The sequence below is a fragment of the Amycolatopsis acidiphila genome (assembly GCF_021391495.1).
GTDB lineage: Bacteria > Actinomycetota > Actinomycetes > Mycobacteriales > Pseudonocardiaceae > Amycolatopsis_E > Amycolatopsis_E acidiphila.
Window position 1 is genome coordinate 5,684,105 of sequence record NZ_CP090063.1, and the last position, 25,215, is coordinate 5,709,319.

The window sequence follows — 25,215 nt, forward strand, 5'->3', positions numbered from 1 at the left end:
CCATGACCGTCCAAACGGGAGCGCCGGCCACGCACCGGCTGAGCGCGGCACAGCGCAAGGCGATTTTCGCCGGAGCCATCGGCAACACCGTCGAATGGGTCGACTGGGCGGTCTACGCCACCTTCGCCCCCGTCTTCGCCGGGCAGTTCTTCGCCAAGGGCAACGACACCGCGGCGCTGCTGTCCACTTTGGCCGTGTTCGCCGTCGGGTTCGTGATGCGGCCCGTCGGCGGGGCGGTGCTGGGTGCCTACGCCGACCGGTTCGGCCGCAAGAAGGGCCTGACGCTCACCATCTCGCTGATGGCCGCGGCGTCGATCGTCATCGCCGTGTGCCCGACGTACTCGCGGATCGGCGTGCTCGCGCCGCTGGTGCTGCTGCTGGCGCGGCTGGTGCAGGGCTTCTCCGCGGGTGGTGAGTTCGGCTCCTCCTCGGCGTTCCTCATCGAGTCCGCGGCGGCCGGGCGCCGGGCGTTCGCCGGTTCGTGGCAACAGGTCTCGGTCGGCGCGGGCGCGCTCATCGCCTCCCTGCTGGGCACCGTGCTCAACTCGACGCTCGACGACGCCGACCTGCACGGCTGGGGCTGGCGGCTGGCGTTCGGGGTCGCGGGCGCGCTCGGGCTCGTCGGGCTGTGGCTGCGGCGTTCGGTGCACGAGACCGAGGCGTTCCGGACGATCGAGCGGGTCAAGCGCCGCAACCCGATCGTCGCGATGTTCCGCGACCACCCCGCCGCCGCGCTGCGGGTCGCCGGCATCACCATCGCCGGCACGCTGATCTACTACGTGTGGGTCACCTACATGCCCACCTACGCGCATCTGGCGACCGGAATCCCGCTGAGCAAGGCGTTGCTGGCCAACACGATCGCGATGATCGTGTTCCTGGTGCTGCTGCCGTTCGGCGGACTGCTGTCCGACCGGATCGGCCGCAAGCCGACGATGACGGCGTTCGCGGCCGGGTTCCTGATCCTGTCCTGGCCCGCGTTCCACTTCCTGTCCGCGAACTTCTGGACGCTGCTGGTCATCGAGATCGTCGGGCTGGTGTTCGTGGTCGGCTACTCGGCGAACTGCGCGGTGATCATGGCCGAGCAGTTCCCGCCCGAGGTCCGCACCACGGGCATCGGGCTGCCGTACGCGCTGGCGGTCGCCCTGTTCGGCGGCACCGCGCCGTACGTGACGACGTGGATGAACGCCAACCACCACGGCAACCTGGTGTGGCTCTACGTCGCGGTCGCGGCGGTGATCGGGGTCGCGGTGTACCTCACGATGCCCGAAACGAAGGGAAAGGAGCTGTAGTGCGGCACGTCCTCGTCACCGGCTCGGCCGGCGGGATCGGGGCCGCGATCGCGGCCCGCTTCGCCGCCGACGGTGCCCGGCTGACCCTGTCCGACTACCGCGCGGACGAACTGTCCGCCACCGCCGACGCGTTGCGGACCGAACACGGCGTGGAGGTCGCCGAACTACCGGGCGACCTCGCCGACGCGTCGTTCGCCGAAGGGCTGGTGGACCGCGCGGGACGCCTCGACGTACTGGTGAACGCCGCGGGCATCTACCCGGCGACGCCCCTGCTGGAGATGACGGCGCAGGCCTGGGACCGGGTGCAGGACGTGAACGTGCGCGCGGCGCTGCTCACGACTGTCGCGTTCGGACGCCAGGGCGGCTCGGGTTCGGTGGTGAACATCTCCTCCGGCGCGGCGACCCGTGCCCGTCCCGGTGCCGCGCACTACGCGACTTCCAAGGCGGCGCTGGAAATGCTGACCAAGGCGTGTGCGGTCGAACTGGGCGCCCACGGCATCCGGGTCAACGCGGTGAGCCCGGGGTTCGTGACCGTCGACAGCCCGGCGAACCCGGTCACCGAGGCCTACGCGGCCGCGGTGTCGGTGAACCCGCTGGGGCGGCGCGGGCTACCGGTGGACATCGCCGAGGCCGTGTACTGGCTCGCCGGCGAGCACGCTGCGTGGATCACCGGCGCCGTGCTGCGCGTCGACGGCGGCTCGACCGCGGGCGCGCCCTCACTGCCCCTGCACTGGGACGGGGAAACCGCTGTGCAGCAAGGATCTCTGGAAGGACAGCTTCATGCCTGACTCTTATACGGTCGTCGGCGGCGGTGCGATCGGCGGCACGCTCGCGTTCCACCTCGCGCGGGCGGGCCATCGGGTGCTGATCGTCGACGCCGACGAGGACCACGTCGCCGCGATCCGCACCCACGGGCTGACGTCCCGGGGCCCGGACGGCGATTCGCGGGTGACCGTCGAGGCGGTGATCCCGGACGAGGCGCCTTCCGGGCTGGGCCGGGTGTTGCTCGCGGTGAAGGCGCAGGCCACCGAAGGCGTGCTGCCGTGGTTGAAGGCGCATCTGGCCGACGACGGTTTCGTGGTGTCGCTGCAGAACGGGTTGAACGAGCAGCTGATCGCGTCGGCCGTGGGTGCGGAGCGGACGGTGGGCGCGTTCGTGAACCTGTTCGCGGACGTCGTCGAACCGGGCGTGATCCGGGACGGCGGGCAGGGCGCGCTGGTCGTGGGCGAGCCGGACGGCCGGATCACCGAGCGGGTCGAGGCCGTCGTGGCGGACCTGCAGGCGTGGGGCCCGGCGAAGGCGACGGACAACGTCGAAGGCTACCTGTGGTCGAAGCTCGGCTTCGGCGCGATGCTCACGACGACCGCGCTCGCGGACGCGCCGATGGCGGACCTGATCGACCGGCACCGCCCGCTGATGTACGCGATCACCGCGGAGGTGCTGGCGGTGGCCGTGTCCGCTGGGCGGCGGCTGGAGCCGTTCGACCAGTTCGACCCGTCGGTGTACCTGCCCGGCGCGGCGGGCCGGGAGGCCGCGACGGACCGGCTGACGGCGTGGCTGCGGACCCAGCCGAAGGACCGCAGCGGCATCTGGCGGGACATCGCGGTGCGGCACCGTCCGGTGGAGGTGTTCCACCACTACGGCCCGGTCGTGGCGGAGGCCGCGGAGCGGGAGATCCCCGTGCCGCTGCTGACGGCGATGCTGGAGCGTTTGCGTGCGGTGGCGACCGGCGAGGCAGCGATGACGGAGGAGCACCTGCGGGAGTTGGAGCAGGGGCTGGCGTAAGGCGGGGTCGCGGCAGGCGGCAGGGGTTTGCCAGGCCCCGGAGGTGGGTGGTCATCCCGTCGCCTGAACTCGCGGCATCACTTTGCCCCGGGACCGCAACCTGCGCTGGGTCCGACGGCCGAGAGCACAAAGCTTGCGGGCCTGGGGCAAAGTGATATGCACAAACCGCAGGCGACGGGATGACCACACAACTCGACCACGTCGAGAAGGTGACGTGACAGGACTTTTCCTGGCTCATCTTTGAGCCTGCCAGTCCGGCGAGGACTCTCTTGATCTTTTCCCTGCGCGCAGCGCGGGAAGCACTTCGCGCGGAGCGCGAGGTGGGCCGCCCCGCCCCGATCTTTTATCGTTCAACGGTCGCCACACCGCGTCAAGGCGGGAAAGATGCCTTGACCCGGCGCGTCGACCGCTGAAGGACGCGGGGATCGGGGTAAGGGGGCGGCCGGGCGCGGCCATCCCTGGCTGCCGTTGCCGGGTCGCCGTTGGTGGGGGCTGAGAGTTGTCGGGCTCCGGTGTCCCAGGTGGCGAAGCTCGAAAACTAGACGCGCGCCCGCGCTCCTAGTGCCTCGTCCAGGTCCGCGTCCAGGCGTGCCTTCGGCCTCGCCCCTACGATGCTCCGCACAGGCTCGCCGTCCTGGAAGAGCAACAGCGTCGGCAGGGACATGACCTGGTAATCCCTTGCCACGCCAGGGTTCTCGTCCGTGTTCACCTTCACCACCGTGAGCGAGCCCGCCCGCTCGCGGGCGATCTCCGCCAGCAACGGCGCGATCATGTGGCACGGCGGGCACCACTGCGCCCAGAAGTCGACCAGCACGGCACCCTCTCGCCGCAGCACCTGGGCAGCGAAGGTCTCGTCGGTGGCAGTCGACACGCTCATCAGTTCTCCTCGGGAAGCACGCCGCAGGGGCCCGGCTGTTTCGGCAGCGCATCGGCGAGCTTGCCCAGCAACGCGGCCCGCACCTCGGTCAGCCGGTCGATGCAGGCGTTCACCTCGTCCAGCTTGCGCTGGTACACCTCGATCGAACCGGCACACGAGTCACCCGTCTCGTGCCCGGCGCGCAGGCAGTCGACGAACGGGCGCGTGTCGTCGAGGGTCAGCCCGACCTCCTGCAGAGTGCGGATCTCGCTGACGAGCCGGATGTCCTCCTCGCCGTACTCGCGGTACCCGTTCGCCGAGCGCCGGGCCGTCAGCAGCCCCTGTGACTCGTAGAAGCGCAGCGCCCTGGTCGTCGTCCCGGCACGCCGGGCGAGCTCACCGATTCGCATACTCCCGAACGTAAACCTTGACGTGGACGTCAGAGCAAGACGTCACGCCACCGCTGTTCGATCTCCCGCAGGAACTCTGGATCGCTCTGGGCGACCTTCGGGAACGAGTCGAGCCGCTCGTAGGGCCGGCAGGCGTCGACGATGGCCCGGCTGTTGTGCGTCGGCGAGCCCTCGACCCACAGCGGGTCGAGCTTGCTGCCCCAGGTCTGCTTCATGACCTCGATGTCCCGCGACGGGTCGCTGCGCGTCGACATCGCCCAGATGACCTGGTCCAGGTCCGCCGGGTCGATGTCGTCGTCGACGACCACCACGTAGCGGTTCATGTACGCCGCCGCCGGGCACTGCGCCGCGAGGTAGGCGACCTGCCGCGCGTGCCCCGGATACCGCTGCTGCAACGACACCGCGACGAACAGCCGCCCGCCGCCGGACTCGTGCGCCCACGCCTTCACCACACCCGGCACACCCGTCGCGGCGAGCTCGTCGGAGATCATCGCCGACTTCATCACCGTGCGCATGTAGGAGTAGTCGTGCGGGGGCTTGCCGGGCGGCGCGCCGAGCAGGATCGGGTCGTCGCGGTGCCAGAGCCGGGTGATGTCGATCGCGAGGTTGGGCCGCCGGCGCCCCGAGTAGTACCCGGTCCACTCGCCGAACGGCCCCTCGTCACGCAGGTGGTCCGGCCGCAGCCAGCCCTCGATCGCGATCTCGCTGCCCGCCGGGATCGGCAGGCCGGTGTCGGTTCCCTCGACCACGGGCACCCGGGCGCCGAGCACCGCCCCGGCGTACTCCAGCTCCGAGACCCCGCGCGGCACCTCGGTGCCGCCGAGGACGAGCAGCAGCGGGTCGTGCCCGAACGACACGGTGACCGGAGCCCGGCCCTCGCGCTCGAACCAGCGCTGGATGTGCTGCGCCCCGTGCTTGCCCGGCACCGCGGCGACGGTCACGCTGCGCCCGTCGTCCTGCACCTCCATCCGGTAGCAGCCGCCGTTGTGCACGCCGGTCTCCGGATCGCTGGTGACGATGAAGCACCCGGTGCCGATGAACCGCCCGCCGTCGTGGGCGTGCCAGCGCGGCACCGGGAAGTCGAGCAGGTTGACCTGCTCGCCCGGCACCTCGTTGGCCAGCAGCGGCGCCGAGTCCACGCGTTCGACGGGGAACTGCTTCGCCGCCGCGGCCCACTGGGAAGGCTTGCCGCGCAAGGCTTCCACGACCCCGACGTCGTCGAGGTCGTCGCCGAGGCGCAGCGTGCGGCCCAGCCGCCGCGGGGAACCCGTGCTGCCGGTGAGCACCCGCAGCCCGGCCCGGTAGCCGACGATCTCGTCGAACAGCAGCGCCGGGGGCAGGTCCCTGCGGTAGCTCAGCTCGGCGATCCCGCCGAGCTCCAGGTCCCAGTGCGCCCCGCGCACCTCGCGCAGCTCCCCGAAGCCCTTGATCGCGTCGATGTGCGAGCGCAGGCTCAGCAGCGGTTCGGTCACTTTTCCTCCGTCAGGAACCGAGATGGGTGGCGACGTCCGGCCACAGGTCGGCGCGTTCGAGCAGGCTCAGGTGCCGGGTGCGCTCGAGGACCCGCAGCTGCGCGCCCTTGATGCCGGCCGCGAGCTCGCGGGCCATCTCCGGCGGGGTGGCGTAGTCCTCCTCCCCCACCAGTACCAGGGTCTCGGCCCGCACCTCCCCCAGCAAGGACGTCGCGTCGAGGGCGCCGAGGGCGCGGCAGGCGGCGGCGTGCGCCTGCGAGTCCGTCGCGAGGAAGATGTCGCAGACGCGCTCCACCTCCTCGGGGTGCTGCTCGCGGAACTGCTCGGCGAACCACCGGTCGCGCTGGAACTCCAGCTGCTTCACCCGCGGCACGCTGACCGCCCGCTCCGCGCGCTCGGCCCACACCTGCTCCCGGTCCGGGCCGTAGCAGGCGGTGCCGTCGGCCAGTACCAGATTGTGCACCAGGTCGGGCCGGGTGGCGGCGAGCACGAGTGCGGTGCTGCCGCCCATCGACAACCCGATCACGTCCGCGGGCCCCGCATCGAAGCCCTCGATCACCTCGGCGGCGTCCGCGGCCATGTCCTCGACCGTGAAGTCCTTGCCGTCCCAGGGAGACTGCCCGTGCCCGCGTGCGTCGAGCGCGAGCACCTGGTGGGTGCCGCCGAGGAACCGGGCCACCGGGTCCCACACCGCGCCGCTGAGCGCGAGCGGGTGCAGCAGGACCACCGGGCGGCCGGACGTGCCGGTGCGGTGCGCGTACAGGGTCACGCGGTCTTCCTCTCCACCTGACGCCGCTTCGCGGCGCAGCCGATCGCCGTGCGGATCTCCTCGTAGGTGCCGCAGCGGCAGATGTTGCCTTCGAGGTGCTGGCCGATCTCCTGCTCGCTCGGCTGCGGGTTCTCGCCGAGCAGCTCGTGCGTCATCATCACGAACCCGGGAATGCAGTAGCCGCACTGCACCGCGCCCGCGGCGACGAACTCCTCGACCACGTCGTCGTCCTTCGGCAGGCCGTCGGCCGTGCTCACCTCGGCGCCGTCGTACCGCGCGGCGCGGGCCAGGCAGCTGGATACGCTGCGGCCGGACACCAGCACGGTGCACGCCCCGCAGGCGCCCACCCCGCAGCCCTCGCGGACGCTGGTCGTGCCGAACTCGCGGCGCAGCACGTCGAGCAGCAGCTCGTCGTCGCCCACCGCGATCTTGCGCCGCCTGCCGTTGACGGCCAGCTCGATCTCCCTCATCGCTGTTCCTCCGTGATCGCGGTGAGAATCCGTTCCGGCGTCAGCGGCAGCGTCGTGATCCGGACGCCGGTCGCGTCGCGCACCGCGTTCGCGATCGCCGGCGCCATCGGGATGATCGCCGTCTCGCCCACGCCCTTGGCGCCGAACGGGCCGGTCCGGTGCGGGCTCTCGATGATGATCGGGGTGAGCTTGTCGGGCATGTCCTTGATCGAGGGCAGCTGGTAGTCCAGCAGGGTGCCGTTGACGATCTGGCCCTCGTCGAAGACCAGCTGGTCGAACAGCGCGTGCCCGATGCCCATGATCGCCGCGCCGGAGAGCTGCTGCTCCACCAGCTTCGGGTTGATCGCGCGGCCGACGTCGCCGGCCACGGCCAGGTGCTCGATGTGCACGCGGCCGGTCGCGGTGTCCACGGTCAGCTGCACGGCGACCGCACCGGCGAACCAGTGCTCGGTGACCTGCGGCGACTGGCCCGTGTCGTGGTCGTACGGCTGCCACGAGGTGCTGAAGTTCGCCTCCGCGGTCAGTGTCGTGCCCCGGGCGCCGAAGTGGGCGTGCAGCAGTTCGGCGATGCCGACGGTCTCCTGGGTCTGGGCGCTGACGAGGCCGTCGCCGGTGACCTTGATGTCGGTGGCCTCGACGCCGAAGTGCTTCGCCGCGAGGTCGACCAGCTTGTCCCGCATCTTCTCGGCGGCGAGCCGGACGGCGTTGCCGGTGTGGTAGGTCGACCGGCTGCCCGCGGTGATCGTGTCGTACGGAGTGACGTCGGTGTCGGCGTCCACCACCCGCACCTGGCCCTCGCCGAGGCAGAGCACCTCGGCCGCGATCTGGGCCATGATCGTGTCGCTGCCCTGGCCCATGTCGACCGTGCTGATCAGCAGCGTCGCCGAGCCGTCCTGGTTGAGCTGGAGCGACGCATTCGAGATCGTCGGGGTGAGCACGGCCTTGATGCCGACCGCGACGCCGCGCCCGCGCAGCAGCCGTCCCTCCTGCCGCTCGAACGGCGAGTCCCAGTCGATCGCCTCGGTGACCGCATCGAGGCTGCCGAGGAAGTCGGCGCTGTGCATGGGGGTGCCGACCGGAGCGACATCGCCTTCCAGCAAGAGGTTCCGCCGCCGGAACTCGGCCGGGTCCGCGCCCACTTTGCGCGCGAGCTCGTCCACCAGCGACTCGTGCGCCCAGGTCACCTGCGGCACACCGAAGCCGCGGAACGGGCCCGCGGACGGCTTGTTCGTGTAGATGCACCGCGAGCGGACCCACGCGTTGTCCACTTTGTACGGACCGGTGGCGACCATGCCCGACTTCGCGGTGATCCGCGGGCCGACGTCGGCGTAGGCGCCGGTGTCGTAGCGGACGTCCGCGGTGGCCGAGACGATCCGGCCGTTCTCGTCGGCGCTCATGCTGCCGGTCACCGCGGCGCCGTGCCGCGTGGTGAGCAGGAAGGCCTCTTCACGGGTGGCGGCGACGCGCACCGCCGTGCCCTGGGTCCACGCCAGCGCGGCCGCGAGCGGCTCGAGCCGGTCGTACATCTTCGCGCCGAAGCTGCCGCCCAGCGGGGCGGTCCGCACCCGCACCCGGTTCAGCGGCAGGTCGAGCAGGTCGGCCACGCTCTGCCGGACGTAGGACGGGGTCTGCGTGGTGGCCAGCAGCTCGAGCCGGTCGCTCTCGACCCACGCCGCCGCGTACGGCAGCTCGATCGGGACGTGGTGGGTCGGCGGCGCCCAGAACTCGGCCTCGACCTTGGTCGTCCCCTCTTCGCTCACGTCCCCGCGGCGGAGGTTGAACTCGTAGTTGACGTTGGTGTCGCGCTTGCCCCGCAGGTGCTTGAGGTCGCCGAACACGATCGACGGGCGCAGTTCGTCGTGCACGTAGGACGTTCCGGTGACCGCCGCGTCGACGTCGTGCACGGGGTCGAGCTCGTCGTAGGAGACCTCGATCTCCTCGGCCGCCTTCCGCGCCGTCGCGAGGTCGTGCGCGAGGACCGCGGCGACGGGCTCGCCGACGTAGCGGACCTTGTCCACCGCGAGGCACGGCTGGTCGGAGAACGCGGGGCCGGTGAAGATGCGGTCGCCCAGCTTGCCGTACAGGTCCGCGCCGGTCACGACGGCGACGACGCCGTCCATCGCGAGCGCGCGCTCGGTGTCGATCGCCGTGATGCGGGCGTGCGGGCGGGTGCTGCGGTGCACGGCGACGTCGAGGCACGGCCGGACCGGCTGGTCGGCCGCGTATCGCAGCTCACCGCGGACCTTCGCGCGCCCGTCGGTCCGGGCCCAGCGCTCACCGACGGCGACGCCAGAACGGGGTTCGCCCGCCATCGTGCCCCTCCTTCCAGGAAAACCGGACGGCTTCTTCGACGGCCACCAGGCCGAGCCGCTTCTTGTACTCGGAGCCGCCGCGCACGTCGGGGATCGGGTCGATCAGCGGCGTCGCGGCCTCCTTCGCCGCGCTCACCACGTCCTCGACCGGGCTGTCGGCGGCCACCTCGAACTGCGTGAACAGCGGGATGTGCGACAGCGCGCCCAGCCCGAGCCGGACCTGACGCCGGTTGCGGGAGCCGTCGACGATCAGCGCCGCGGCGGACGCGGCCGGCCAGTCGTTGGCGGAAAGGCTGCTGTACTTGGCGAAATGCGCCCCCGCGGACTCCGGCTGGCGCGGGATCTCGATCGCGGTGATGACCTCACCGGGCTCGACCGCGGTCTTCTGGAAGTCCACGAAGAACTCCCGGACCGGCACGGAACGCTTCCCGCGCGAGGAGGTCAGCTCCACCGTCGCGGCCAGCACCAGCAGCGCCGTCGGCGGGTCGAGCCGGTAGTCGCCGTGGGCGATGTTGCCGCCGACGCTCGCGGTGTTGCGCACCCGCGGGTTGGCGACGTGCCCGTAGACCTCGGCCGCGAGCGGCGCGACCTCGCGCACGAGCGGGCTGGTCTCCATCTGCCGCAGCGTGACCAGCGGGCCGACCCGCAGGCCGGCGGAGGTGCGCTCGATCTCGCCGAGCCCCGGGATCCGGCCGATGTCGACCAGGTCCGAGGCGAACAGCACGCCCTGCTTGACGAGGATCTGCACGGCGGTGCCGCCGCCGTAGACCATCGCGTCCTCCCCGGACGCGAGGATCGTGCACGCCTCGTCGAGCGTGTCGGGGTAGTGGTAGGCGGGCATCAGCTCTTCCCCCCGCCGAACAGCTTGGCGAACAGGCGCCGCCACCAGGACTGCTTCGCGGGCACGCCGGGAGCCGCGGCGGGCTTCTCCTTCTTCGCCGCACCGCCGTCGCGCTTGTCCAGCACGGACTGCAGACCGGGGTTGCCCGGCCCGGGCGGACCGCTGCTGCAGATCTCGCTGAAGGCCGCGACGAACTCGCGCTCGACCTCCTGGGAGCGCCGCCGCACGATCGACTCGCCGAGGCGGCCGATCTTGCCCCAGATCGCGACGTCGAGGCTGTAGTCCACTTTGGACGAGCCGGCGCCGTCGGGCTGGACCGCGAGCACGGCGTCGATCTTGATCGAGCTGCCGAGCTTGTGGTCCTCCCCCTTGAGCAGCGCCCGCACCTCGGACGGCTCGGTCAGCTGTGTGATCTCCGCGGAGAACCCGGCGCTGAACCGGACGTGTGCGATCTCGTTGACCAGCCTCCCGCGGTAGTGCGTGTCGTCGGACTTCGTCAGCTCCGCACACCCCGGAATACTGACCCGCATCGTGTCGGTGTCGAGAAAATGCGCGAACACCCGATCTTGGCCCGCCGGAACGACGAACGAGGAACCCAGCTTCATATGACCACCATAGAGGACTTCGTGTCTGCTATAGAGGACGTTAACATGGTTTCGTTTCCGCGCAAATAGGCTTGGCGGCAACTCGCACGGAATGTGGTCGGCTACCGTGCGCAGAAACGCGATGGCGAGAGGTGAGCATGGCGAGCGACGTACCAGCGGTGAGCAACGCGGTGCGACTACTGGAGCGGATCGCCCGCGACTGGCCCGAACCGGTCGCGTCCGGGGTGCTGATCGACGAGCTCGAGCTCAACCGCAGTACCTGTTACAACATCCTCGGCACGCTGCAGCGCGCCGGCTGGACCGCGAGCCGCGGCGACCGCGGCGGCTGGTCACTGGGCCCCCGGCTGCTGGCGATGGCGCGGGTCTCCGAGGACTGGATGTCCGAGATCGTGCAGCAGGAGCTGGACGCGCTGAGCCAGCGCATCGGCTTCATCGCCTTCGCGGTGCAACGGCACGGCCAGATGGCGTACTCGGTGCTGGCGAAGGGGGATCGCGGCAAGGGCGTGCGGATCACCGTCGGCATCGGCGACACCTTCCCCTTCTCCGCGCCGGCGATCATGCGGGCGTTCCACGCCTGGTCGGACCCGGCGGAGGTGGACCGCCTGGTCACCCGTTACGGCGTGGAGAAGTTCACCGAGGAGACGGTGACCAGCGTCGGCGACCTGCACGACGTCCTGAAGGCGACGCGGGAGCGCGGCTACAGCAAGAGCATCCGCGAGTACGACCCCGGCCAGTCGGGGGTCGCCGCGCCGGTGTTCGACGCGCAGGGCCGGGTCTCGATGGTCGTCTGCTCGCTCGCGTTCGCCTCGGAACTGAACGAGTCCAATGTAGAACACTACGGTGACCTGATCCGCGAATGCGGCATGCGCATCACCGAACGCACCGGAGGTGCGGCGAAATTCGTGGAATAGTTCCGTAATTGCGGAACTGAGCTGATCACGGGCGCACGATCCTTTCTTGACCACGCCCACCGGCTCGCTTAATGTGCCGCATGCAGGACTGGATGTCTTGCATACGAGACACTTACACTTCCGATCCGGCCCATGGCGGCCCGGAAGGGAGAACATCCGTGAACGAGGTCGCCGTAGCCAGGACTTCCTGGACCAAGACCCTGGACCGGACCCAGTGGCGTTCCCTGCTGGCCGCGAACCTGGGCTGGCTGTTCGACGGGTTCGAGACCTACGCACTCATCCTCACCGCAGGCGTCGTGCTGCGGCAGCTGGACCCGTCCGCCCCCGCGGGACAGGTCTCGTTCCTCACCGGCGCGACCATCGCGGTCACCCTGCTCGGCTGGGGCTTCGGCGGCATCCTCGGCGGCGTGTTCGCCGACTACTTCGGCCGCCGCCGTGCCCTGCTCACCTCGATGGTCCTCTACGCGGCGTTCACCGGCCTCACCGCCGTGTCCTGGTCGTGGACCTCGTTCCTGGTGCTGCGGTTCATCACCGGGTTCGCGCTCGGGTCGGAATGGGGCACCGGGACGTCGCTGGTCGCCGAGACCTGGCCGGACCACGCGCGGGCGAAGGCCGCCGGCTTCATGCAGTGCGGGCTGGGCCTGGGCTTCTTCATCGCCTCGGCCTGCTGGTACTTCATCGCCCCGCTGGGCCCTGGCTCGTGGCGCTACATGTTCCTCATCGGCGTGCTGCCCGCGCTGTTCGCGTTGTGGCTGCGGCGGAAGGTGCCGGAGTCGGAGCAGTGGACCGGCGCGAACCGGCAGCGGAAGCAGCTGCGTGCCCGCGCCGAGTCCGAGCTGACGGCGCACGAGAAGTCCTACACGCGGCTCACCCTGCGCCAGATCATGGTCGACCCCAAGCTGCGCAAGCTGACCATCCTCGGGTCGCTCATGTCACTGGTCACCACGCTCGGCTGGTGGGGCATCTCGACCTGGGTGCCCTCCTACGTCGCGTCGCGGGCCGCGGCGTCGGGGCACTCGGCGGTGTCGTGGGCGAGCTGGGCCGGGATGATCTACAACGCCGGTGCGATCGCCGGCTACGTCGGGTTCGGCTTCCTCGCGGACAAGATCGGCCGCAAACCCGCGGTGCTGCTCTACTTCGGACTGTCGCTCGTGCTCACGCCGGTGCTGTTCCTGTGGACCCACAGCCTCGGCCTGATCGTCGTCGTGCTCGTGATCAACGGGTTCTTCACGCTCGGCCAGTACACCTGGATGCCGGTGTGGCTGCCCGAGTTCTACCCGACGCACCTGCGCGCGACCGGGGCGGCGTTCGTGTTCAACGCCGCGCGGTTCGTCGCGTTCCTCGGCCCGCTCACCTCCGGGGCCATCATCTCCCGGTTCGGCGGCTACGGCGTCGCGGCGACCGCGGTCGGGCTGATCTACATCCTCGGCCTCGTGGTCGCCCCGTTCTGCCCGGAGACCCGCGGGCAGCAACTGCCCGAGTAAGCCCTTCCTCCCGCCCCGTGAAAGGGACCCGAATGTCGACCGTCCGAATCACCGCCCCCGTGGGTGGTGGCGTGCGCCCGGCCACCGCGCGCATCCTGATCTTCGCCTTCCTCGGCACCCTCTTCGACGGCGCGGAGCTCAACCTCGTCGGCTACCCGCTGGCGTACCTGTCCGACAGCCTGCACGTCAGCACCATCCAGCTCGTCCAGGTGTCGACGCTGCAGGGCTTCGCGTCGATCGCGGGCGGGATCCTGTGCGGCTGGCTCGGCGACCTCTACGGCCGCCGCTGGACCTACACCGGCTCGGTCGTCATGTTCGGACTGGCCGCGCTGCTCGGCGGCCTCGCGCCGAACTACCTGCTCTTCCTGCTGACCCGGCTGCTCGCCGGGGTCGGCATGGGCGGGCTGTTCGGGCTGTCGTACTCGATGTTCGCCGAGGCGTGGAAGACGCGGAAGCGCGGCCTGATGGGTGGCTCGATCCAGTCGATGTACATGGTCGGCCAGATCGTCACCGAGGGCATCATCTACTTCTGCATCGTCGGGTTCGGCACCGGCGCGGGGTGGCGCGCGGGCTACATCCTGATCGGCATCGTGACGCTGCTCATCGGGGTGGCCTCGGCGGTGCTGCTGCCCGAGTCCGAGCAGTGGCGGACCTACCAGAAGGAGCTCAAGGAAGGCCGGGTGCCGGAGAACATGCGGCGCACCAAGGTCCCCATCCTCGACCTGTTCCGCGGCGGGTACGCGGGCGGCACGATCCTGTTCATGGCGATCGCCACCGCGCTGTTCCTCACCACGAACTCGATGATCTCCTACCTCTCGACGTTCCTGATCAAGGTGGAGAAGGTGCCGCTGGGCACGGCCAGCCTGATCGTGCTGCTGAACCTGATCGTCACCGCGGTCACCTACCCGCTCGCCGGGATGCTCTCGGACGCGATCAGGCGGAAGTGGGCGATGTTCGTCGCCGGCGCGTTCGGCATCATCGGGTTCGCCTGGTTCCTCGTCCTGGTGCTCACGCACAGCGCGAAGATCGGACCGAACTTCTGGGTCTCGCCGACGTTCTGGGCGCTGATGATGTGCGCCGCCGCGGCCAGCGGGTTCGGGGTGCTCGGCATCTGGATGGCCGAGTTCTTCCCGACGCGCGTACGTTCCAGCGGCTCGAACCTCGCCTACTACGCCGGGCGCGGGTTCGGCGCCGGGCTGTTCCCGCTCGTCGCGCTGTCGATCGCGGGCACGGTGCCGCTCGCGCTCGCGTTCGGCATCGTGGGCCCGGTGGCCGCCGCGGTCCTCGCCCTGGCCGCGCCCGACCGCACGGGCCGCAAGATCGAGGCGATCGAGTAGCGCACCCCTTGACGCGCGGTCGGCACGGAAGGTCCACATGTTCGTGCCGACCGCGAAACCATTTCCGGCCTCACCCGAAGCCCGTTGTGGCTGAGCCTCCAGCAGGTCCACGTGATGGCCTCGCCGGTCAGGTCGACGAACCACGGCGGGCGGCAACTCCGTCTGCCGGACGATTTCCCTGCCGTGGTCACTGTCTCCTTGGCGATTCCTGCTCGAGGAGCCGGCCTGTCAGCGGGTTCTCGACATCTTCGCCGCCACAAGCCGGGGGTCACCGGCGACACCGATCGCCACCCGCCCCGCTGTGCCCGCGACCCATACGGTCGCGCCGGCGCGGACATTGGCCACGAGGTCCAGCGGGGCCTTCCGCGCTTCGATGCGCCAGGTCCCGCCGGGCAGTTCGAGTTCGCCGGTCAGCGGGCCGCGCAGCAGCCTGCCCGGTGACCACGAGAGCAGCCGGAATGTGGAGCAGGTCTGCCTGGGCGCATTGGCAAGCTTCCTCGACGCCCGAAGCATCGCGAACCGCACCACGGCGAAGAGCAGGACCAGGCCCACGAAGACCAGCACGTCACCGGTGACCATCGCGACGAGGGAGTTCCGCCGCCAACCCGGCACGAGCGCCGCCGCACCCACAGCCAGGCACAACAGCGCCACGGCCAGTACCACCGGCGCCGTGCCGCCCCCTGACCGACGCGATACAACGGGCTCTGCCAGCGGTTCCCTCCGCGTCCGAGCCCGGTGTCCACCGGTGGCGCCGGCGACGCGGATCAGCACACGGCCGCGCTCATCCGGACCGCACAGCCATACCCGTCCCTGCTCGCCGATGCTCGCCGCGCCGTTGCGCAACCGCAGGTCGAACTGCACCGTCCGGCCGTCGAGTGAGACTGAAACGACGCCTTCCCTGCCGGCACGGAACACCTCCGCCGGAACCTCGCGCCACGGCAGCCGCGAACACAGCCGCCACACCACCCGCCGGCCGGCGGCGGCCCGGAGCATCTGCCGGACGAAGCCGGCCAGCGCGAGACCCACCAGTACGCCGACTGCGAGCACATGGCGGTCGTGCAGCGCCCCGGCCACGACCACGAGAAGGCAGAACGCCACCGCGAGCAGAACGCCGTAACCGAGGCGCCGGGTGAGCAACGCGCTGCCCGCGTTCCAGCGGAGCCTGCTGTACTCGTCGTCGAAGGCGACACCTGTCGTCGACGGCACGAGAAGCCTGCTTGCGGCAACCGGTTCCATGGCGGACCTCCCTGCGATCCGGTCCATTACAACCGAAGCCGCGAGCGCCCCGGGAGCAGCCCCGGCGTCAGGAGTCGAAGTCGACGGTGAGGGTGTCCGAGCAGGGCAGGGACTGGCACGTCAGCACGAAGCCCGCCGCGACCTCGGACTCCTCGAGCGCGAAGTTGCGCCGCATGTCGGCCTTGCCGCTGGTCACCCTGGCCCGGCAGGTGCCGCACACCCCGCCCTTGCACGCGAACGGCAGGTCCGGCCGCGCCCGCTGCGCGCCGTCCAGAATCGCCAGGTCGCGTGGGAGCGCGGTGGTGGTGGACCGGCCGTCGAGGACGATCGTGACCTCGCTGGTGAGCCCTTCGACCTGCGCGTCCTCGTGACGGACCGGGGCGGGCGGCACGTCCTCGACGTAGAACAGCTCCTGGTGCACCCGCTCCGGCGCCACCCCGGCCCGCAGCAGCAGCGCCTGCGCGTCGGTGACCATGCCGAACGGGCCGCACAGCCACCAGTGCCCGACCGCCCGCACGTCCGGGACCAGCGCCAGCAACGCTTCGAGCTTGCCCGCGTCCAGCCGCCCGGTGAACAGCTCCGTCTCGCGCGGCTCGCGCGAGAGCACGTGGACCAGTTCCAGCCGCGCCGGATACCGGTCCTTCAGATCCGCCAGCTCGTCGGCGAACATCACCGAATCGGTGCGCCGGTTGCCGTACATCACCGTGACCGAAGCTGCCGGGTCCCGCAGGACCGTCGCCGCGATCGAGAGCACCGGGGTGATGCCCGAACCCGCCGCGATCAGCACGTGGTGCGCGGGCGCGGCGAGGTCGGGGGTGAACCGGCCGGCCGGGGCGGCGACCTCGACCTCGTCGCCGGGCCGGACCTCGTGCACCAGCCAGGACGAGAACAGGCCGCCCGGCACCTCGCGCACGCCGATACGCGGCGCGCCACCCTCGGGCGCGCAGATCGAGTACGACCGCCGCTCGTCCCGCCCCTCGATCGTCCGGCGCAGCGTGAGCGACTGCCCGGCGCGGAACGCGTAGGTGTCCGCGAGCTCCGGCGGGACCTCGAACGTCACGGCCGCCGCGTCGTCGCACAACCGCTCGACCGCCGCCACCGTGAGCGGGTGGAACGGCGCACGCAAACTGGTGGTCACTCAGATCTCCTTGACGTGCTCGAACGGTTCGTGGCAGGCACGGCAGCGGCGCAGCGCCCTGCAGGCGGTCGGCCCGAACTCCGACAGCAGCTCGGTCTCGGCCGAACCGCAGTGCGGGCACCGCACCTGTCGCACCGGCGGCGTCAGGGTCAACCGGACGGGACCACGCGGCGCCACACCGGGCGGCGCGATCCCGGCTTCCGCGAGCTTGCGGCGACCGTCCTCGGTGATCCAGTCGGTGGACCACGCGGGCCGGAGCACCGTGCGCACCTCGACCTCGTCGTAGCCGGCGTGCTCCAGGGCGTGCACCAGGTCGTCGCGCATCGTGTCCATCGCCGGGCAGCCGGTGTAGGTGGGCGTGATCGACACGACCACCCGTCCATCCACTTCGGACACCTCGCGCAGTACGCCGAGATCGGCGAGGGTGAGCATCGGCAGCTCGGGATCGGTCACCGTCTCGGCGACGGCCAGCGCGCTCACCACTTCGCTCCCGGCAAGGCCCGCGCCACGCTCTGCAGCTCGGCGAGCAGGTAGCCCATCGCCTCGGTGTGCACGCCGTCCCGGCCCGTCCGGCCCGCCACGCCCGCGCGCGGCGCCACCTCGGGTCGCGTCAGTGTCGCCGCGGAGAGCACCTGCGCCAGTACATCGTCGAAAACCTCGCGCACCGACGATGGGTCGACGCCCACCTGCCGCTCGATCTCGTGCGGGGTGAACAGCTCCTCGACGTACGGCCACACCGCGTCGAGCCCGGCCCGCATCCGCTCGTGGGAGTACTCGGTGCCGTCGCCGAGCCGGACCGTCCACTGGGCCGCGTAGTCGCGGTGGTAGGCCAGTTCCTTGACGCCCTTGGCCGCGATCGCCGCGAGCACCGGGTCGGCGCTGCCGGTGAGCCGCTCGAACAACGCCAGCCGCCAGGTCGCGAACACCAGCAGCGCGGCGATCAGCTGCCCGAAGTCGCCCCGCTCCAGCTCGGCCAGCCGGACGTTGCGGAACTCGTTCTCCTGCCGCAGGAACGCCAGGTCGTCCTCCGAGCGGTCGCCGCCCTCGGCCTTCCCCGCCCTGGCGAGCAGCAGCCGGGCCTGGCCCAGCAGGTCCAGGCCGATGTTCGCGATCGCGACCTCGTCCTCCAGCTCGGGCGCGTTGGTGCACCACTCCTGCAGCCGGTGGGAGAAGACCAGTGCGTCGTCGCCCAGCATGAGGCAGTACGCGGCGAGCGCCGCACCGTCCATTCCGGACGGCACCGAGGTGTCCACACCGGACAGTGGATCGGTGAACCCGGTGCCGAAGGCCCATCGGGAGTCGTCGTGGGCGTCGGCCAGTGCCTCGTAGGCGTTGTCGGAGAACATCAGCCGCTCACATGTGGGGAACGTTGTCGGGGATGTCGTAGAACGTCGGGTGCCGGTACACCTTGTCCGCCGACGGTGCGAAGAACGGGTCCTTCTCGTCGGGGCTGGACGCGGTGACGTCGGTGGCCTTGACGACCCAGATGCTCACGCCCTCGTTGCGCCGGGTGTAGAGGTCCCGGGCGTTGTGCAGGGCCATCCGGTCGTCCGCGGCGCGCAGCGAACCGACGTGCACGTGGTTGAGCCCGCGCTTGCCCCGCACGAAAACCTCGTACAACGGCCAGTCGGTCATACCTTCCCCTCCTGCTTAGCGGCGTGCACGGCGGCGGCTTCCCGCACCCACGCGCCGTCCTCGTGTGCCCGGCGGCGGTGCTCGACGCGCTCGGCGTTGCACGGCCCATTGCCGGACACGACCTGCTTGAACTCGGCCCAGTCGATCTCGCCGAAGTCGTAGTGCCCGCGCTCGGCGTTCCACTCCAGCGCCGGGTCCGGGAACGTGACGCCCAAGGCCTCCGCCTGCGGCACCGACATGTCGACGAAGCGCTGGCGCAGCTCGTCGTTGGTGTGCCGCTTGATCTTCCACGCCATGGACTGCTCGGTGTTGGGCGAGTCGGCGTCGGGCGGGCCGAACATCATCAGCGACGGCCACCACCACCGGTTCACCGCGTCCTGCACCATGTCCCGCTGCGCCCGGGTGCCCCTCATCATCGTCATCAGCAGCTCGAAGCCCTGCCGCTGGTGGAAGGACTCCTCCTTGCAGATGCGGATCATCGCCCGCGCGTACGGCCCGTAGGAGCTGCGGCACAGCGGCACCTGGTTGCAGATCGCCGCCCCGTCGACCAGCCAGCCGATCACGCCCACGTCGGCGAAGGTCAGCGTCGGGTAGTTGAAGATCGACGAGTACTTCTGCCGTCCCGTGACGAGCCGCTCGGTCAGGTCCGTCCGGTCCGCGCCCAGGGTCTCGGTCGCCGAGTACAGGTACAGCCCGTGCCCGGCCTCGTCCTGCACCTTCGCCAGCAGGATCGCCTTGCGCCGCAAGGAGGGCGCGCGGGTGATCCAGTTGCCCTCCGGCTGCATCCCGATGATCTCCGAATGCGCGTGCTGCGCCATCATCCGGATCATCGTCCTGCGGTAGGCCTCGGGCACCCAGTCCCGCGGTTCGATCCGCTGGTCCTTCTCCAGGGTGTGCTCGAAGTACTTCTCCAGGTCCTCTTCGGAGAGCTCGGCCAATATCGTCATTCGCCCTCCTTGGCCACCAGGGTGAGCACGTCGTACTTCGCCACCGACTCGCCTGCGGCGTTGGTGACGTCGGCGTCCCAGCGGACCTCGCCGTAGTCGGCCGAGTCACGCGGGGTGATCTGCTTCGCGGTGAGGGTGACGGTCAGCTCGTCGCCGGGCTTGACGGGCGTCAGGAAGCGCAGGTTTTCCAGGCCGTAGTTGGCCAGCACCGGCCCCGGCTCGGGCGAGACGAACAGCCCGGCCGCGAACGAGAGCACCAGGTAGCCGTGCGCGACGATCCCGCCGAACAGCGGGTTCGCCGCGGCAGCCGCGGGATCGGTGTGCGCGTAGAACGTGTCGCCGGTGAACTCGGCGAAGTGGTCCACGTCCTGCTTGGTGACCGTGCGCGGGCCTGCGACGACCGAGTCGCCGATCTTGAGCTCCGCCAGGGACTTCCGGAACGGGTGCACGCCTTCGGTCCGCGGCGCGCCGGGCACCCAGCGCCCGGTCACGGCGCTGAGGACAGCGGGCGAGCCCTGCACCGCGGTGCGCTGCATGTGGTGCAGCACCCCGCGGATGCCGCCCATCTCCTCGCCGCCACCCGCGCGGCCGGGACCGCCGTGGACCAGCTGCGGCATGGGCGAGCCGTGCCCGGTGGACTCCTTCGCGTCGTCGGCGTCGAGCACCAGCAGCCGCCCGTGCCACGGCGCCAGGCCGAGCACGACCTCCCGCGCGAACTCCGGGTCACCGGTCACGATCGAACCGGCGAGGCTGCCGTCGCCCCGCGCCGCGTACTCGATCACCTGGGCCGTCGAGGTGTAGGGCAGCAACGTGGACACCGGTCCGAACGCCTCGACCTCGTGCGGCTCGGCGCGCTCCGGGTCGCCCTTGAGCAGCACCGGCGAGATGAACGCGCCGCGCTCGGCGTCGGCGCCGGTGACCTCGACCTTCTCCGGGTCGCCGAACACCACGCTGCCCGCCGCCAGCAGCGCCTTCAGCGACCGGCGGACCTCCTCGCGCTGCTCCAGGCTCGCGAGCGCGCCCATCCGCACGCCTTCGGCCGACGGGTCGCCGATGGTGACCTTCGCCAGCCGCGCGCTCGCCGCCTGTGCGACGTCGTCCAGCAGCTCGGCGGGGACGAACGCGCGGCGGATCGCGGTGCACTTCTGGCCCGCCTTGACGGTCATCTCGGCGACCAGCTGCTTGACGAACAGGTCGAACTCGGCGGTGCCCGGGGTGGCGTCGGGGCCGAGGATCGAGCAGTTGAGCGAGTCGGCCTCGGCATTGAACCGGACCGCGTGCCGCACGATCGCCGGATGCGCGCGCAGCTTCTGCGCCGTGGAGGCCGAACCCGTGAACGACACCAGGTCCTGCCCCGTCACGTGGTCGAGCAGGTCGCCCGCGCTGCCGCAGACGAACTGCAGCGCGCCCTCGGGCAGGATCCCCGACTCGACGATCAGCTCCACCAGGCGCGCGGTGAGGTAGGCCGTCTGGCTCGCCGGCTTGACCAGGCTCGGCACCCCGGCCAGGAACGCCGGCGCGAACTTCTCCAGCGGGCCCCACACCGGGAAGTTGAACGCGTTGATCTGCACCGCCACGCCACGCAGCGGGGTCGCGATGTGCTGGCCGAGGAAGGTGCCGCCCTTGCCCAGCGGCTCGACGTCGCCCTCGACGTAGACCGTGTCGTTGGGCAGCTCGCGCTTGCCCTTGCTCGCGTAGCTGAACAGCACGCCGATGCCGCCGTCGACGTCGAACTTCGAGTCGCCGAGCGTCGCGCCGGTCCTCGCCGAGAGCGCGTACAGCTCGTCGCGGTGTTCACGCAGGTAGGAAGCCAGCGCCTTGAGCAGGGCCGCGCGCTGGTGGAACGTCAGCTCGCGCAGCGCGGGGCCGCCGACGCGGCGGCCGTACGCCAGCGCGGCACCCATGTCGACGCCTGCCGACGAGATCCGTGCGACCTCCTGCCCGGTCACCGCGTCGTGCAGCGGGACCCCCTCGTCCGACGCGGTGTGCCAGTCGCCGCCGACGTAGCTGCGCAGGAGCGCCATCGATCCTCCCTCATTTACCAACCGAACGTTCAGGAATTCATGGTAGCGTCTTGACAACGGGGCCGCCAAGGCCCAGTTTGTTAACCGTCCATTCGGTCAGGCTGTGTCGTCGTTACCGATCCGCCCGGCAGTCACGGCGATCCGCCTGCCGCAGGTCGGCTTCCGGTTGAGCACAGCGGGCCTGCTTTCGGTCGGATCAGTAGGCAAGGCGGTGAGCACGTGACCCGGTCGGCGGCCGCACAGGCGATGTTCGACGACGACGTCGCCTCGAAGTCCCTGGGCATCGAGCTGGTCGAGGCCGCGGACGGGCGAGCGGTCGCCCGCATGCGCGTCACCGCGGAGATGGTCAACGGGCACGGCGTCGCACACGGCGGCTTCCTGTTCCTGCTGGCGGACACGGCCTTCGCGTGCGCGTGCAACAGCCACGGGCCGGTCACCGTCGCCTCGGGCGCGGAGATCTCGTTCGTCACCAGCGGCCGGCTCGGCGACGAGCTGGTCGCGACCGCGCAGGAGCGCACCCGCTACGGCCGCAACGGCATCTACGACGTGACCGTCCACCGTGGCACCGAGGTCGTCGCCGAGTTCCGCGGTCGCAGCCGCACCATCGCCCGCTGAGGAGAACCATGACCACGACGCACAGTGAAGTGCCGCACGCGAAACGCCTGGGCAGCGCGCCCGCCGCGGACGACCTTTCCCCGGCGGAGCGGATGAGCGTGGACGAGCTGCGGGCCGTGCAGCTCGAACGTCTGCAGTGGACACTCCGGCACGCGTACGAGAACGTGCCCTGCTACCGCAGGAAGTTCGACGAGGCCGGAGTGCATCCGGACGACTGCCGGTCGCTCGAGGACCTGGCGAAGTTCCCGTACACCACCAAGGCCGACCTGCGCGAGAACTACCCGTTCGGCATGTTCGCCGTGCCGCAGCAGGAGGTCCGCCGCATCCACGCCTCCAGCGGCACCACCGGCAAGCCCACTGTCGCCGGCTACACCGCGGACGACATCGACACCTGGGCCACGGTGATGGCACGGTCGATCTTCGCGGCCGGTGGCCGGCCGGGGCACAAGGTGCACGTGGCCTACGGCTACGGCCTGTTCACCGGCGGGCTCGGCGCGCACTACGGCGTGGAGAAGCTCGGCGCCACCGTGATCCCCGCGTCCGGCGGGATGACGGCGCGGCAGGTGCAGATCATCACCGACTTCCGGCCCGAGATCATCATGGTCACCCCGTCGTACATGCTCACGCTGCTCGACGAGTTCGAGCGCCAGGGCATCGACCCGCGCACGAGCTCGCTGCGCGTCGGCATCTTCGGCGCCGAGCCGTGGACCGAACGGATGCGCGCCGAGATCGAGGAGCGGATGGACCTCGACGCGGTCGACATCTACGGGCTGTCCGAGGTGATGGGGCCCGGCGTCGCGCAGGAGTGCGCCGAGACCAAGGACGGGCTGCACGTCTGGGAGGACCACTTCTACCCCGAGGTGATCGACCCGGTCGACGAGAACGTGCTGGCCGAGGGCGAGACCGGCGAGCTGCTGTTCACGTCGCTGACCAAGCAGGCGATGCCGGTCATCCGCTACCGCACGCGGGACCTCACCGCGCTGCGCCCCGGCACCGCACGCCCGTCGTACCGGCGGATGGACAAGGTCACCGGGCGCAGCGACGACATGATCATCCTGCGCGGGGTCAACGTGTTCCCGACGCAGATCGAGGAGATCGTGCTCGGCACGCCCGGGCTGGCCCCGCACTTCCAGCTCCGGCTGACCCGCAAGGACCGGATGGACCACCTGACCGTGCTGGCCGAAGCACGCGCGGACACCCCGGCCGAGCGCCGGGTGCCCGCGGCGCTGGAGATCGCGGCGCGGGTCAAGGACGGGGTCGGCGTGAGCGTCGGTGTCGAGGTGCTCGACCCCGACACGCTGGAGCGTTCGGTCGGCAAGATGCGGCGCGTGATCGACCAGCGGCCGCGCGACTGACCGGCGGTGGGGATACTCAGGGTATGACGACCGCACCACCCGCCCGGGCCGCCAAGCGCGGCAGGCCGGGCTACGACCTCGAGTCGCTGCTGGCCGTCGCGGTGAAGCTGTTCAACGAGCGCGGGTACGACGGCACGAGCATGGAGGACCTCTCGCGGAAGCTGGGAATCACGAAGTCCGCGATCTACCACCACGTGCCGAGCAAGCAGGAGCTGCTGCGGCTGTCGGTCAACCGGGCGCTCGACGGGCTGTTCGCGATCGTGGCCGAGCTGGAGACGGTCGAGGGGCGTGCGGTCGAGCGGCTGGCGCACCTGGTGCGCGGGAGCGTCACGGTGCTCGTCGAGCAGCTGCCGTTCGTGACGCTGCTGCTGCGGGTGCGCGGCAACACGAAGGTCGAGCGGGACGCCCTCGCCCGGCGGCGGGAGTTCGACCACATCGTCACGTCGCTGGTGACGCAGGCCGTCGAGGAAGGCGACCTGCGCACGGACATCGACCCGGCCACGGCGGCGCGCCTGCTGTTCGGCATGGTCAACTCGCTGGTCGAGTGGTACCGCCCCCGCGGCGGCATCGGCGCGGACGCGCTGGCGGATTCGGTGGCGACGATGGCCTTCGACGGCTTGCGGGTGCGCAGAAGCTGACACCACGCAAAGCCTCCGTGCCACCAAGGGTGGTGACACGGAGGCGGTCAGCGGCTTACAGCTACTTGTCGAACACGTTCTTCGCGGCATCCTTGAGCTTTTCGCCGGCCTGCTTGACGTTGCCCTTGCCCTGCTCGGCCTTGCCCTCCGCCTGCCACTGCTCGTTGTCCGTCGCGTCGCCGAGGCCCTCCTTGGCCTTGCCCTTCATCTCCTCGGCCTTGTTGCTCAACTTGTCGTCGGCACTCATGGTGGCTCCCTTCATCCGAGCTGCCCAAGGCATACCCACTGAGCCGCCGCCGACACCCGGGCGGGGGAATTTGTTCAGCCGCGGGGCACGCCCATCTCGCGGGCGGGCCTGGTCAGCTTTCCCTTCGGGCTGTAAAAGACACAGGCGCCGGTCGAGTCGAGGTAGTACGACTGCTGGTCCGGCACCACGACGGTCTTCTCGAGGCCCGGATAGTCCAGGCCCGGGTCCAGCTTCCCGTCGAACCACTGCGCACACGACGCCTCCGCGGCCTCCTGGACCCACGCCGCGCCCGGATAGCCGCCGGCCCGCGGCAACGCGACCATCGCGTAGATCTCGGCGTCGTGCGGGCTCGTGCACGGCAACCGGGTCACCCGCGCGAGCGGGATGTACGGGTTCACGTCGAAGCAGGTCCCGTTCTCCTCGCCGAACAGGTAGCCCTCCCCCGACGTCTCCGGCGCGTGCACTGTCGCCGGCGGCGCCGTGGTCAGCGCCCGCACCGGCCGCGGGTCGGCGGTCAGCACCGAGGTCAGCACCACCGCTCCCACCGCCAGCCAGGCGCCGGACAACGCGAGCGCCCCCCAGGCCAGCCCCTCGCCACCGCGGTCGGACCGCGCGATCCGCCGCAGGGCGACCAGCGCGAGCGCGACCGCGAGCGGGACCAGGGCGACGACCGCTGCCACCAGGGCGGCGACGGCGAGCCGGTCGCGTTCCGGTTCGGGCTCGTCGGCCCCGAGCCGCGCCCACCGATCGTCCTGTTCTTCGATCGTCACGCAGCGAAGATACGCCGACACGCATCGCGAGAAATGTCCGGACAGCCGCCCCGCTCCCGTGGGCGCGGG

At 70.7% G+C, this 25,215-nt stretch carries 26 protein-coding genes; 9 read left to right on the top strand and 17 right to left on the bottom strand.

The window, feature by feature from the left end; translation table 11 throughout:
- The first annotated feature begins 2 nt into the window (after window positions 1-2).
- Genes LWP59_RS27890 through LWP59_RS27900 form a run of 3 tightly spaced genes read left to right on the top strand, consistent with a single transcriptional unit; the run spans window position 3 to window position 3,074 of the window.
- Window positions 3-1,289, top strand: coding sequence for an MFS transporter (locus LWP59_RS27890; RefSeq protein ID WP_144642983.1), 1,287 nt, complete (start codon window positions 3-5; stop codon window positions 1,287-1,289).
- A complete protein-coding gene (locus LWP59_RS27895; protein ID WP_144642982.1) occupies window positions 1,289-2,077 on the top strand; it encodes an SDR family NAD(P)-dependent oxidoreductase in 789 nt (262 codons plus the stop codon). Before LWP59_RS27890 ends, LWP59_RS27895 begins: the two co-directional genes overlap by 1 nt.
- Window positions 2,070-3,074, top strand: coding sequence for a ketopantoate reductase family protein (locus LWP59_RS27900; protein ID WP_144642981.1), 1,005 nt, complete (start codon window positions 2,070-2,072; stop codon window positions 3,072-3,074). Before LWP59_RS27895 ends, LWP59_RS27900 begins: the two co-directional genes overlap by 8 nt.
- Before the next feature lie 538 nt (window positions 3,075-3,612).
- On the opposite strand, the gene trxA is transcribed toward LWP59_RS27900, so the two are convergent.
- Genes trxA through LWP59_RS27940 form a run of 8 tightly spaced genes read right to left on the bottom strand, consistent with a single transcriptional unit; the run spans window position 3,613 to window position 10,809 of the window.
- Complete coding sequence (gene trxA / locus LWP59_RS27905) at window positions 3,613-3,951, bottom strand: thioredoxin (RefSeq protein ID WP_144642980.1); 339 nt, start codon at window positions 3,949-3,951, stop codon at window positions 3,613-3,615.
- Window positions 3,951-4,340, bottom strand: coding sequence for a MerR family transcriptional regulator (locus LWP59_RS27910; RefSeq protein WP_144642979.1), 390 nt, complete (start codon window positions 4,338-4,340; stop codon window positions 3,951-3,953). Before LWP59_RS27910 ends, trxA begins: the two co-directional genes overlap by 1 nt.
- A gap of 29 nt (window positions 4,341-4,369) precedes the next feature.
- The gene (locus LWP59_RS27915; protein WP_144642978.1) at window positions 4,370-5,812 is read right to left on the bottom strand and encodes a UbiD family decarboxylase; all 1,443 of its coding nucleotides are present in this window, start codon (window positions 5,810-5,812) and stop codon (window positions 4,370-4,372) included.
- A gap of 10 nt (window positions 5,813-5,822) precedes the next feature.
- The gene (locus LWP59_RS27920; RefSeq protein ID WP_144642977.1) at window positions 5,823-6,581 is read right to left on the bottom strand and encodes an alpha/beta fold hydrolase; all 759 of its coding nucleotides are present in this window, start codon (window positions 6,579-6,581) and stop codon (window positions 5,823-5,825) included.
- Window positions 6,578-7,051, bottom strand: coding sequence for a (2Fe-2S)-binding protein (locus tag LWP59_RS27925; protein ID WP_144642976.1), 474 nt, complete (start codon window positions 7,049-7,051; stop codon window positions 6,578-6,580). The genes LWP59_RS27920 and LWP59_RS27925 overlap by 4 nt, the downstream gene beginning before the upstream one ends.
- On the bottom strand, window positions 7,048-9,363 hold the full coding sequence (locus LWP59_RS27930) for a xanthine dehydrogenase family protein molybdopterin-binding subunit (RefSeq protein WP_144642975.1): 2,316 nt from the start codon (window positions 9,361-9,363) through the stop codon (window positions 7,048-7,050). Before LWP59_RS27930 ends, LWP59_RS27925 begins: the two co-directional genes overlap by 4 nt.
- Entirely contained in the window at window positions 9,326-10,204 is an 879-nt protein-coding gene (locus tag LWP59_RS27935) for an FAD binding domain-containing protein (RefSeq protein WP_144642974.1), read from the bottom strand. The genes LWP59_RS27930 and LWP59_RS27935 overlap by 38 nt, the downstream gene beginning before the upstream one ends.
- Window positions 10,204-10,809 carry a CoxG family protein gene (locus LWP59_RS27940; protein WP_144642973.1) on the bottom strand — a complete coding sequence of 202 codons (606 nt, stop codon included), beginning with the start codon at window positions 10,807-10,809 and terminating at the stop codon, window positions 10,204-10,206. The genes LWP59_RS27935 and LWP59_RS27940 overlap by 1 nt, the downstream gene beginning before the upstream one ends.
- Before the next feature lie 137 nt (window positions 10,810-10,946).
- On the opposite strand from LWP59_RS27940, the gene LWP59_RS27945 reads away from it, so the two are divergent.
- The 3 genes from LWP59_RS27945 to LWP59_RS27955 all read left to right on the top strand — a co-directional run bounded on the left by LWP59_RS27945 (window position 10,947) and on the right by LWP59_RS27955 (window position 14,541).
- Window positions 10,947-11,720, top strand: coding sequence for an IclR family transcriptional regulator (locus tag LWP59_RS27945; protein ID WP_144642972.1), 774 nt, complete (start codon window positions 10,947-10,949; stop codon window positions 11,718-11,720).
- A 158-nt stretch (window positions 11,721-11,878) separates the two neighbouring features.
- Window positions 11,879-13,204 (top strand): MFS transporter, encoded by a 1,326-nt coding sequence (locus tag LWP59_RS27950; RefSeq protein ID WP_229857619.1) that lies wholly within the window; start codon window positions 11,879-11,881, stop codon window positions 13,202-13,204.
- Window positions 13,205-13,236: 32 nt separating this feature from the next.
- Window positions 13,237-14,541 (top strand): MFS transporter, encoded by a 1,305-nt coding sequence (locus LWP59_RS27955; RefSeq protein WP_144642970.1) that lies wholly within the window; start codon window positions 13,237-13,239, stop codon window positions 14,539-14,541.
- Window positions 14,542-14,769: 228 nt separating this feature from the next.
- Here the strand turns inward: LWP59_RS27955 and LWP59_RS27960 are convergent, their stop codons facing one another.
- From LWP59_RS27960 to paaZ, 7 genes are all read right to left on the bottom strand, one after another.
- On the bottom strand, window positions 14,770-15,777 hold the full coding sequence (locus LWP59_RS27960; protein WP_144642969.1) for a hypothetical protein: 1,008 nt from the start codon (window positions 15,775-15,777) through the stop codon (window positions 14,770-14,772).
- Window positions 15,778-15,844: 67 nt separating this feature from the next.
- On the bottom strand, window positions 15,845-16,915 hold the full coding sequence (gene paaE, locus LWP59_RS27965; protein WP_229857618.1) for a 1,2-phenylacetyl-CoA epoxidase subunit PaaE: 1,071 nt from the start codon (window positions 16,913-16,915) through the stop codon (window positions 15,845-15,847).
- Entirely contained in the window at window positions 16,916-17,398 is a 483-nt protein-coding gene (gene paaD / locus LWP59_RS27970; RefSeq protein WP_144642968.1) for a 1,2-phenylacetyl-CoA epoxidase subunit PaaD, read from the bottom strand.
- Entirely contained in the window at window positions 17,392-18,261 is an 870-nt protein-coding gene (gene paaC, locus LWP59_RS27975; RefSeq protein ID WP_144642967.1) for a 1,2-phenylacetyl-CoA epoxidase subunit PaaC, read from the bottom strand. Before paaC ends, paaD begins: the two co-directional genes overlap by 7 nt.
- Before the next feature lie 7 nt (window positions 18,262-18,268).
- Window positions 18,269-18,550, bottom strand: a complete 282-nt coding sequence (gene paaB / locus LWP59_RS27980; protein ID WP_144642966.1) for a 1,2-phenylacetyl-CoA epoxidase subunit PaaB — start codon at window positions 18,548-18,550, stop codon at window positions 18,269-18,271.
- Entirely contained in the window at window positions 18,547-19,497 is a 951-nt protein-coding gene (gene paaA / locus LWP59_RS27985; RefSeq protein ID WP_144642965.1) for a 1,2-phenylacetyl-CoA epoxidase subunit PaaA, read from the bottom strand. Before paaA ends, paaB begins: the two co-directional genes overlap by 4 nt.
- Entirely contained in the window at window positions 19,494-21,521 is a 2,028-nt protein-coding gene (paaZ, locus tag LWP59_RS27990) for a phenylacetic acid degradation bifunctional protein PaaZ (RefSeq protein ID WP_144642964.1), read from the bottom strand. The genes paaA and paaZ overlap by 4 nt, the downstream gene beginning before the upstream one ends.
- Window positions 21,522-21,767: 246 nt before the next feature.
- Here paaZ and paaI point away from each other — a divergent pair, with 246 nt between their 5' ends.
- Genes paaI through LWP59_RS28005 form a run of 3 tightly spaced genes read left to right on the top strand, consistent with a single transcriptional unit; the run spans window position 21,768 to window position 24,129 of the window.
- Complete coding sequence (gene paaI / locus LWP59_RS27995; RefSeq protein WP_144642993.1) at window positions 21,768-22,136, top strand: hydroxyphenylacetyl-CoA thioesterase PaaI; 369 nt, start codon at window positions 21,768-21,770, stop codon at window positions 22,134-22,136.
- Between the two features lie 8 nt (window positions 22,137-22,144).
- Window positions 22,145-23,491, top strand: a complete 1,347-nt coding sequence (paaK, locus tag LWP59_RS28000; protein ID WP_144642963.1) for a phenylacetate--CoA ligase PaaK — start codon at window positions 22,145-22,147, stop codon at window positions 23,489-23,491.
- A 23-nt stretch (window positions 23,492-23,514) separates the two neighbouring features.
- Window positions 23,515-24,129: a TetR/AcrR family transcriptional regulator gene (locus LWP59_RS28005; RefSeq protein WP_144642962.1), complete on the top strand. Its 615-nt coding sequence runs from the start codon at window positions 23,515-23,517 to the stop codon at window positions 24,127-24,129.
- Between the two features lie 61 nt (window positions 24,130-24,190).
- Here LWP59_RS28005 and LWP59_RS28010 read toward each other — a convergent pair whose 3' ends face one another.
- Together LWP59_RS28010 and LWP59_RS28015 are read right to left on the bottom strand one after the other, a co-directional pair.
- Window positions 24,191-24,376, bottom strand: coding sequence for a CsbD family protein (locus tag LWP59_RS28010; RefSeq protein WP_144642961.1), 186 nt, complete (start codon window positions 24,374-24,376; stop codon window positions 24,191-24,193).
- Between the two features lie 74 nt (window positions 24,377-24,450).
- On the bottom strand, window positions 24,451-25,146 hold the full coding sequence (locus LWP59_RS28015) for a DUF4190 domain-containing protein (protein WP_144642960.1): 696 nt from the start codon (window positions 25,144-25,146) through the stop codon (window positions 24,451-24,453).
- Window positions 25,147-25,215 lie beyond the last annotated feature (69 nt).

Coding starts and splice junctions, on each gene's coding strand:
- LWP59_RS28005 (WP_144642962.1), top strand. CDS start 23,515: ATGACGACCGCACCACCCGCCCGGGCCGCCAAGCGCGGCAGGCCGGGC.
- paaI (WP_144642993.1), top strand. CDS start 21,768: ATGTTCGACGACGACGTCGCCTCGAAGTCCCTGGGCATCGAGCTGGTC.
- LWP59_RS27930 (WP_144642975.1), bottom strand. CDS start 9,363: ATGGCGGGCGAACCCCGTTCTGGCGTCGCCGTCGGTGAGCGCTGGGCC.
- paaB (WP_144642966.1), bottom strand. CDS start 18,550: ATGACCGACTGGCCGTTGTACGAGGTTTTCGTGCGGGGCAAGCGCGGG.
- LWP59_RS27900 (WP_144642981.1), top strand. CDS start 2,070: ATGCCTGACTCTTATACGGTCGTCGGCGGCGGTGCGATCGGCGGCACG.
- paaA (WP_144642965.1), bottom strand. CDS start 19,497: ATGACGATATTGGCCGAGCTCTCCGAAGAGGACCTGGAGAAGTACTTC.
- LWP59_RS27940 (WP_144642973.1), bottom strand. CDS start 10,809: ATGAAGCTGGGTTCCTCGTTCGTCGTTCCGGCGGGCCAAGATCGGGTG.
- LWP59_RS27935 (WP_144642974.1), bottom strand. CDS start 10,204: ATGCCCGCCTACCACTACCCCGACACGCTCGACGAGGCGTGCACGATC.
- trxA (WP_144642980.1), bottom strand. CDS start 3,951: ATGAGCGTGTCGACTGCCACCGACGAGACCTTCGCTGCCCAGGTGCTG.
- LWP59_RS27890 (WP_144642983.1), top strand. CDS start 3: ATGACCGTCCAAACGGGAGCGCCGGCCACGCACCGGCTGAGCGCGGCA.
- LWP59_RS27945 (WP_144642972.1), top strand. CDS start 10,947: ATGGCGAGCGACGTACCAGCGGTGAGCAACGCGGTGCGACTACTGGAG.
- LWP59_RS27955 (WP_144642970.1), top strand. CDS start 13,237: ATGTCGACCGTCCGAATCACCGCCCCCGTGGGTGGTGGCGTGCGCCCG.
- paaK (WP_144642963.1), top strand. CDS start 22,145: ATGACCACGACGCACAGTGAAGTGCCGCACGCGAAACGCCTGGGCAGC.
- LWP59_RS27910 (WP_144642979.1), bottom strand. CDS start 4,340: ATGCGAATCGGTGAGCTCGCCCGGCGTGCCGGGACGACGACCAGGGCG.
- LWP59_RS27960 (WP_144642969.1), bottom strand. CDS start 15,777: ATGGAACCGGTTGCCGCAAGCAGGCTTCTCGTGCCGTCGACGACAGGT.
- paaC (WP_144642967.1), bottom strand. CDS start 18,261: ATGTTCTCCGACAACGCCTACGAGGCACTGGCCGACGCCCACGACGAC.
- LWP59_RS27925 (WP_144642976.1), bottom strand. CDS start 7,051: ATGAGGGAGATCGAGCTGGCCGTCAACGGCAGGCGGCGCAAGATCGCG.
- LWP59_RS28010 (WP_144642961.1), bottom strand. CDS start 24,376: ATGAGTGCCGACGACAAGTTGAGCAACAAGGCCGAGGAGATGAAGGGC.
- paaZ (WP_144642964.1), bottom strand. CDS start 21,521: ATGGCGCTCCTGCGCAGCTACGTCGGCGGCGACTGGCACACCGCGTCG.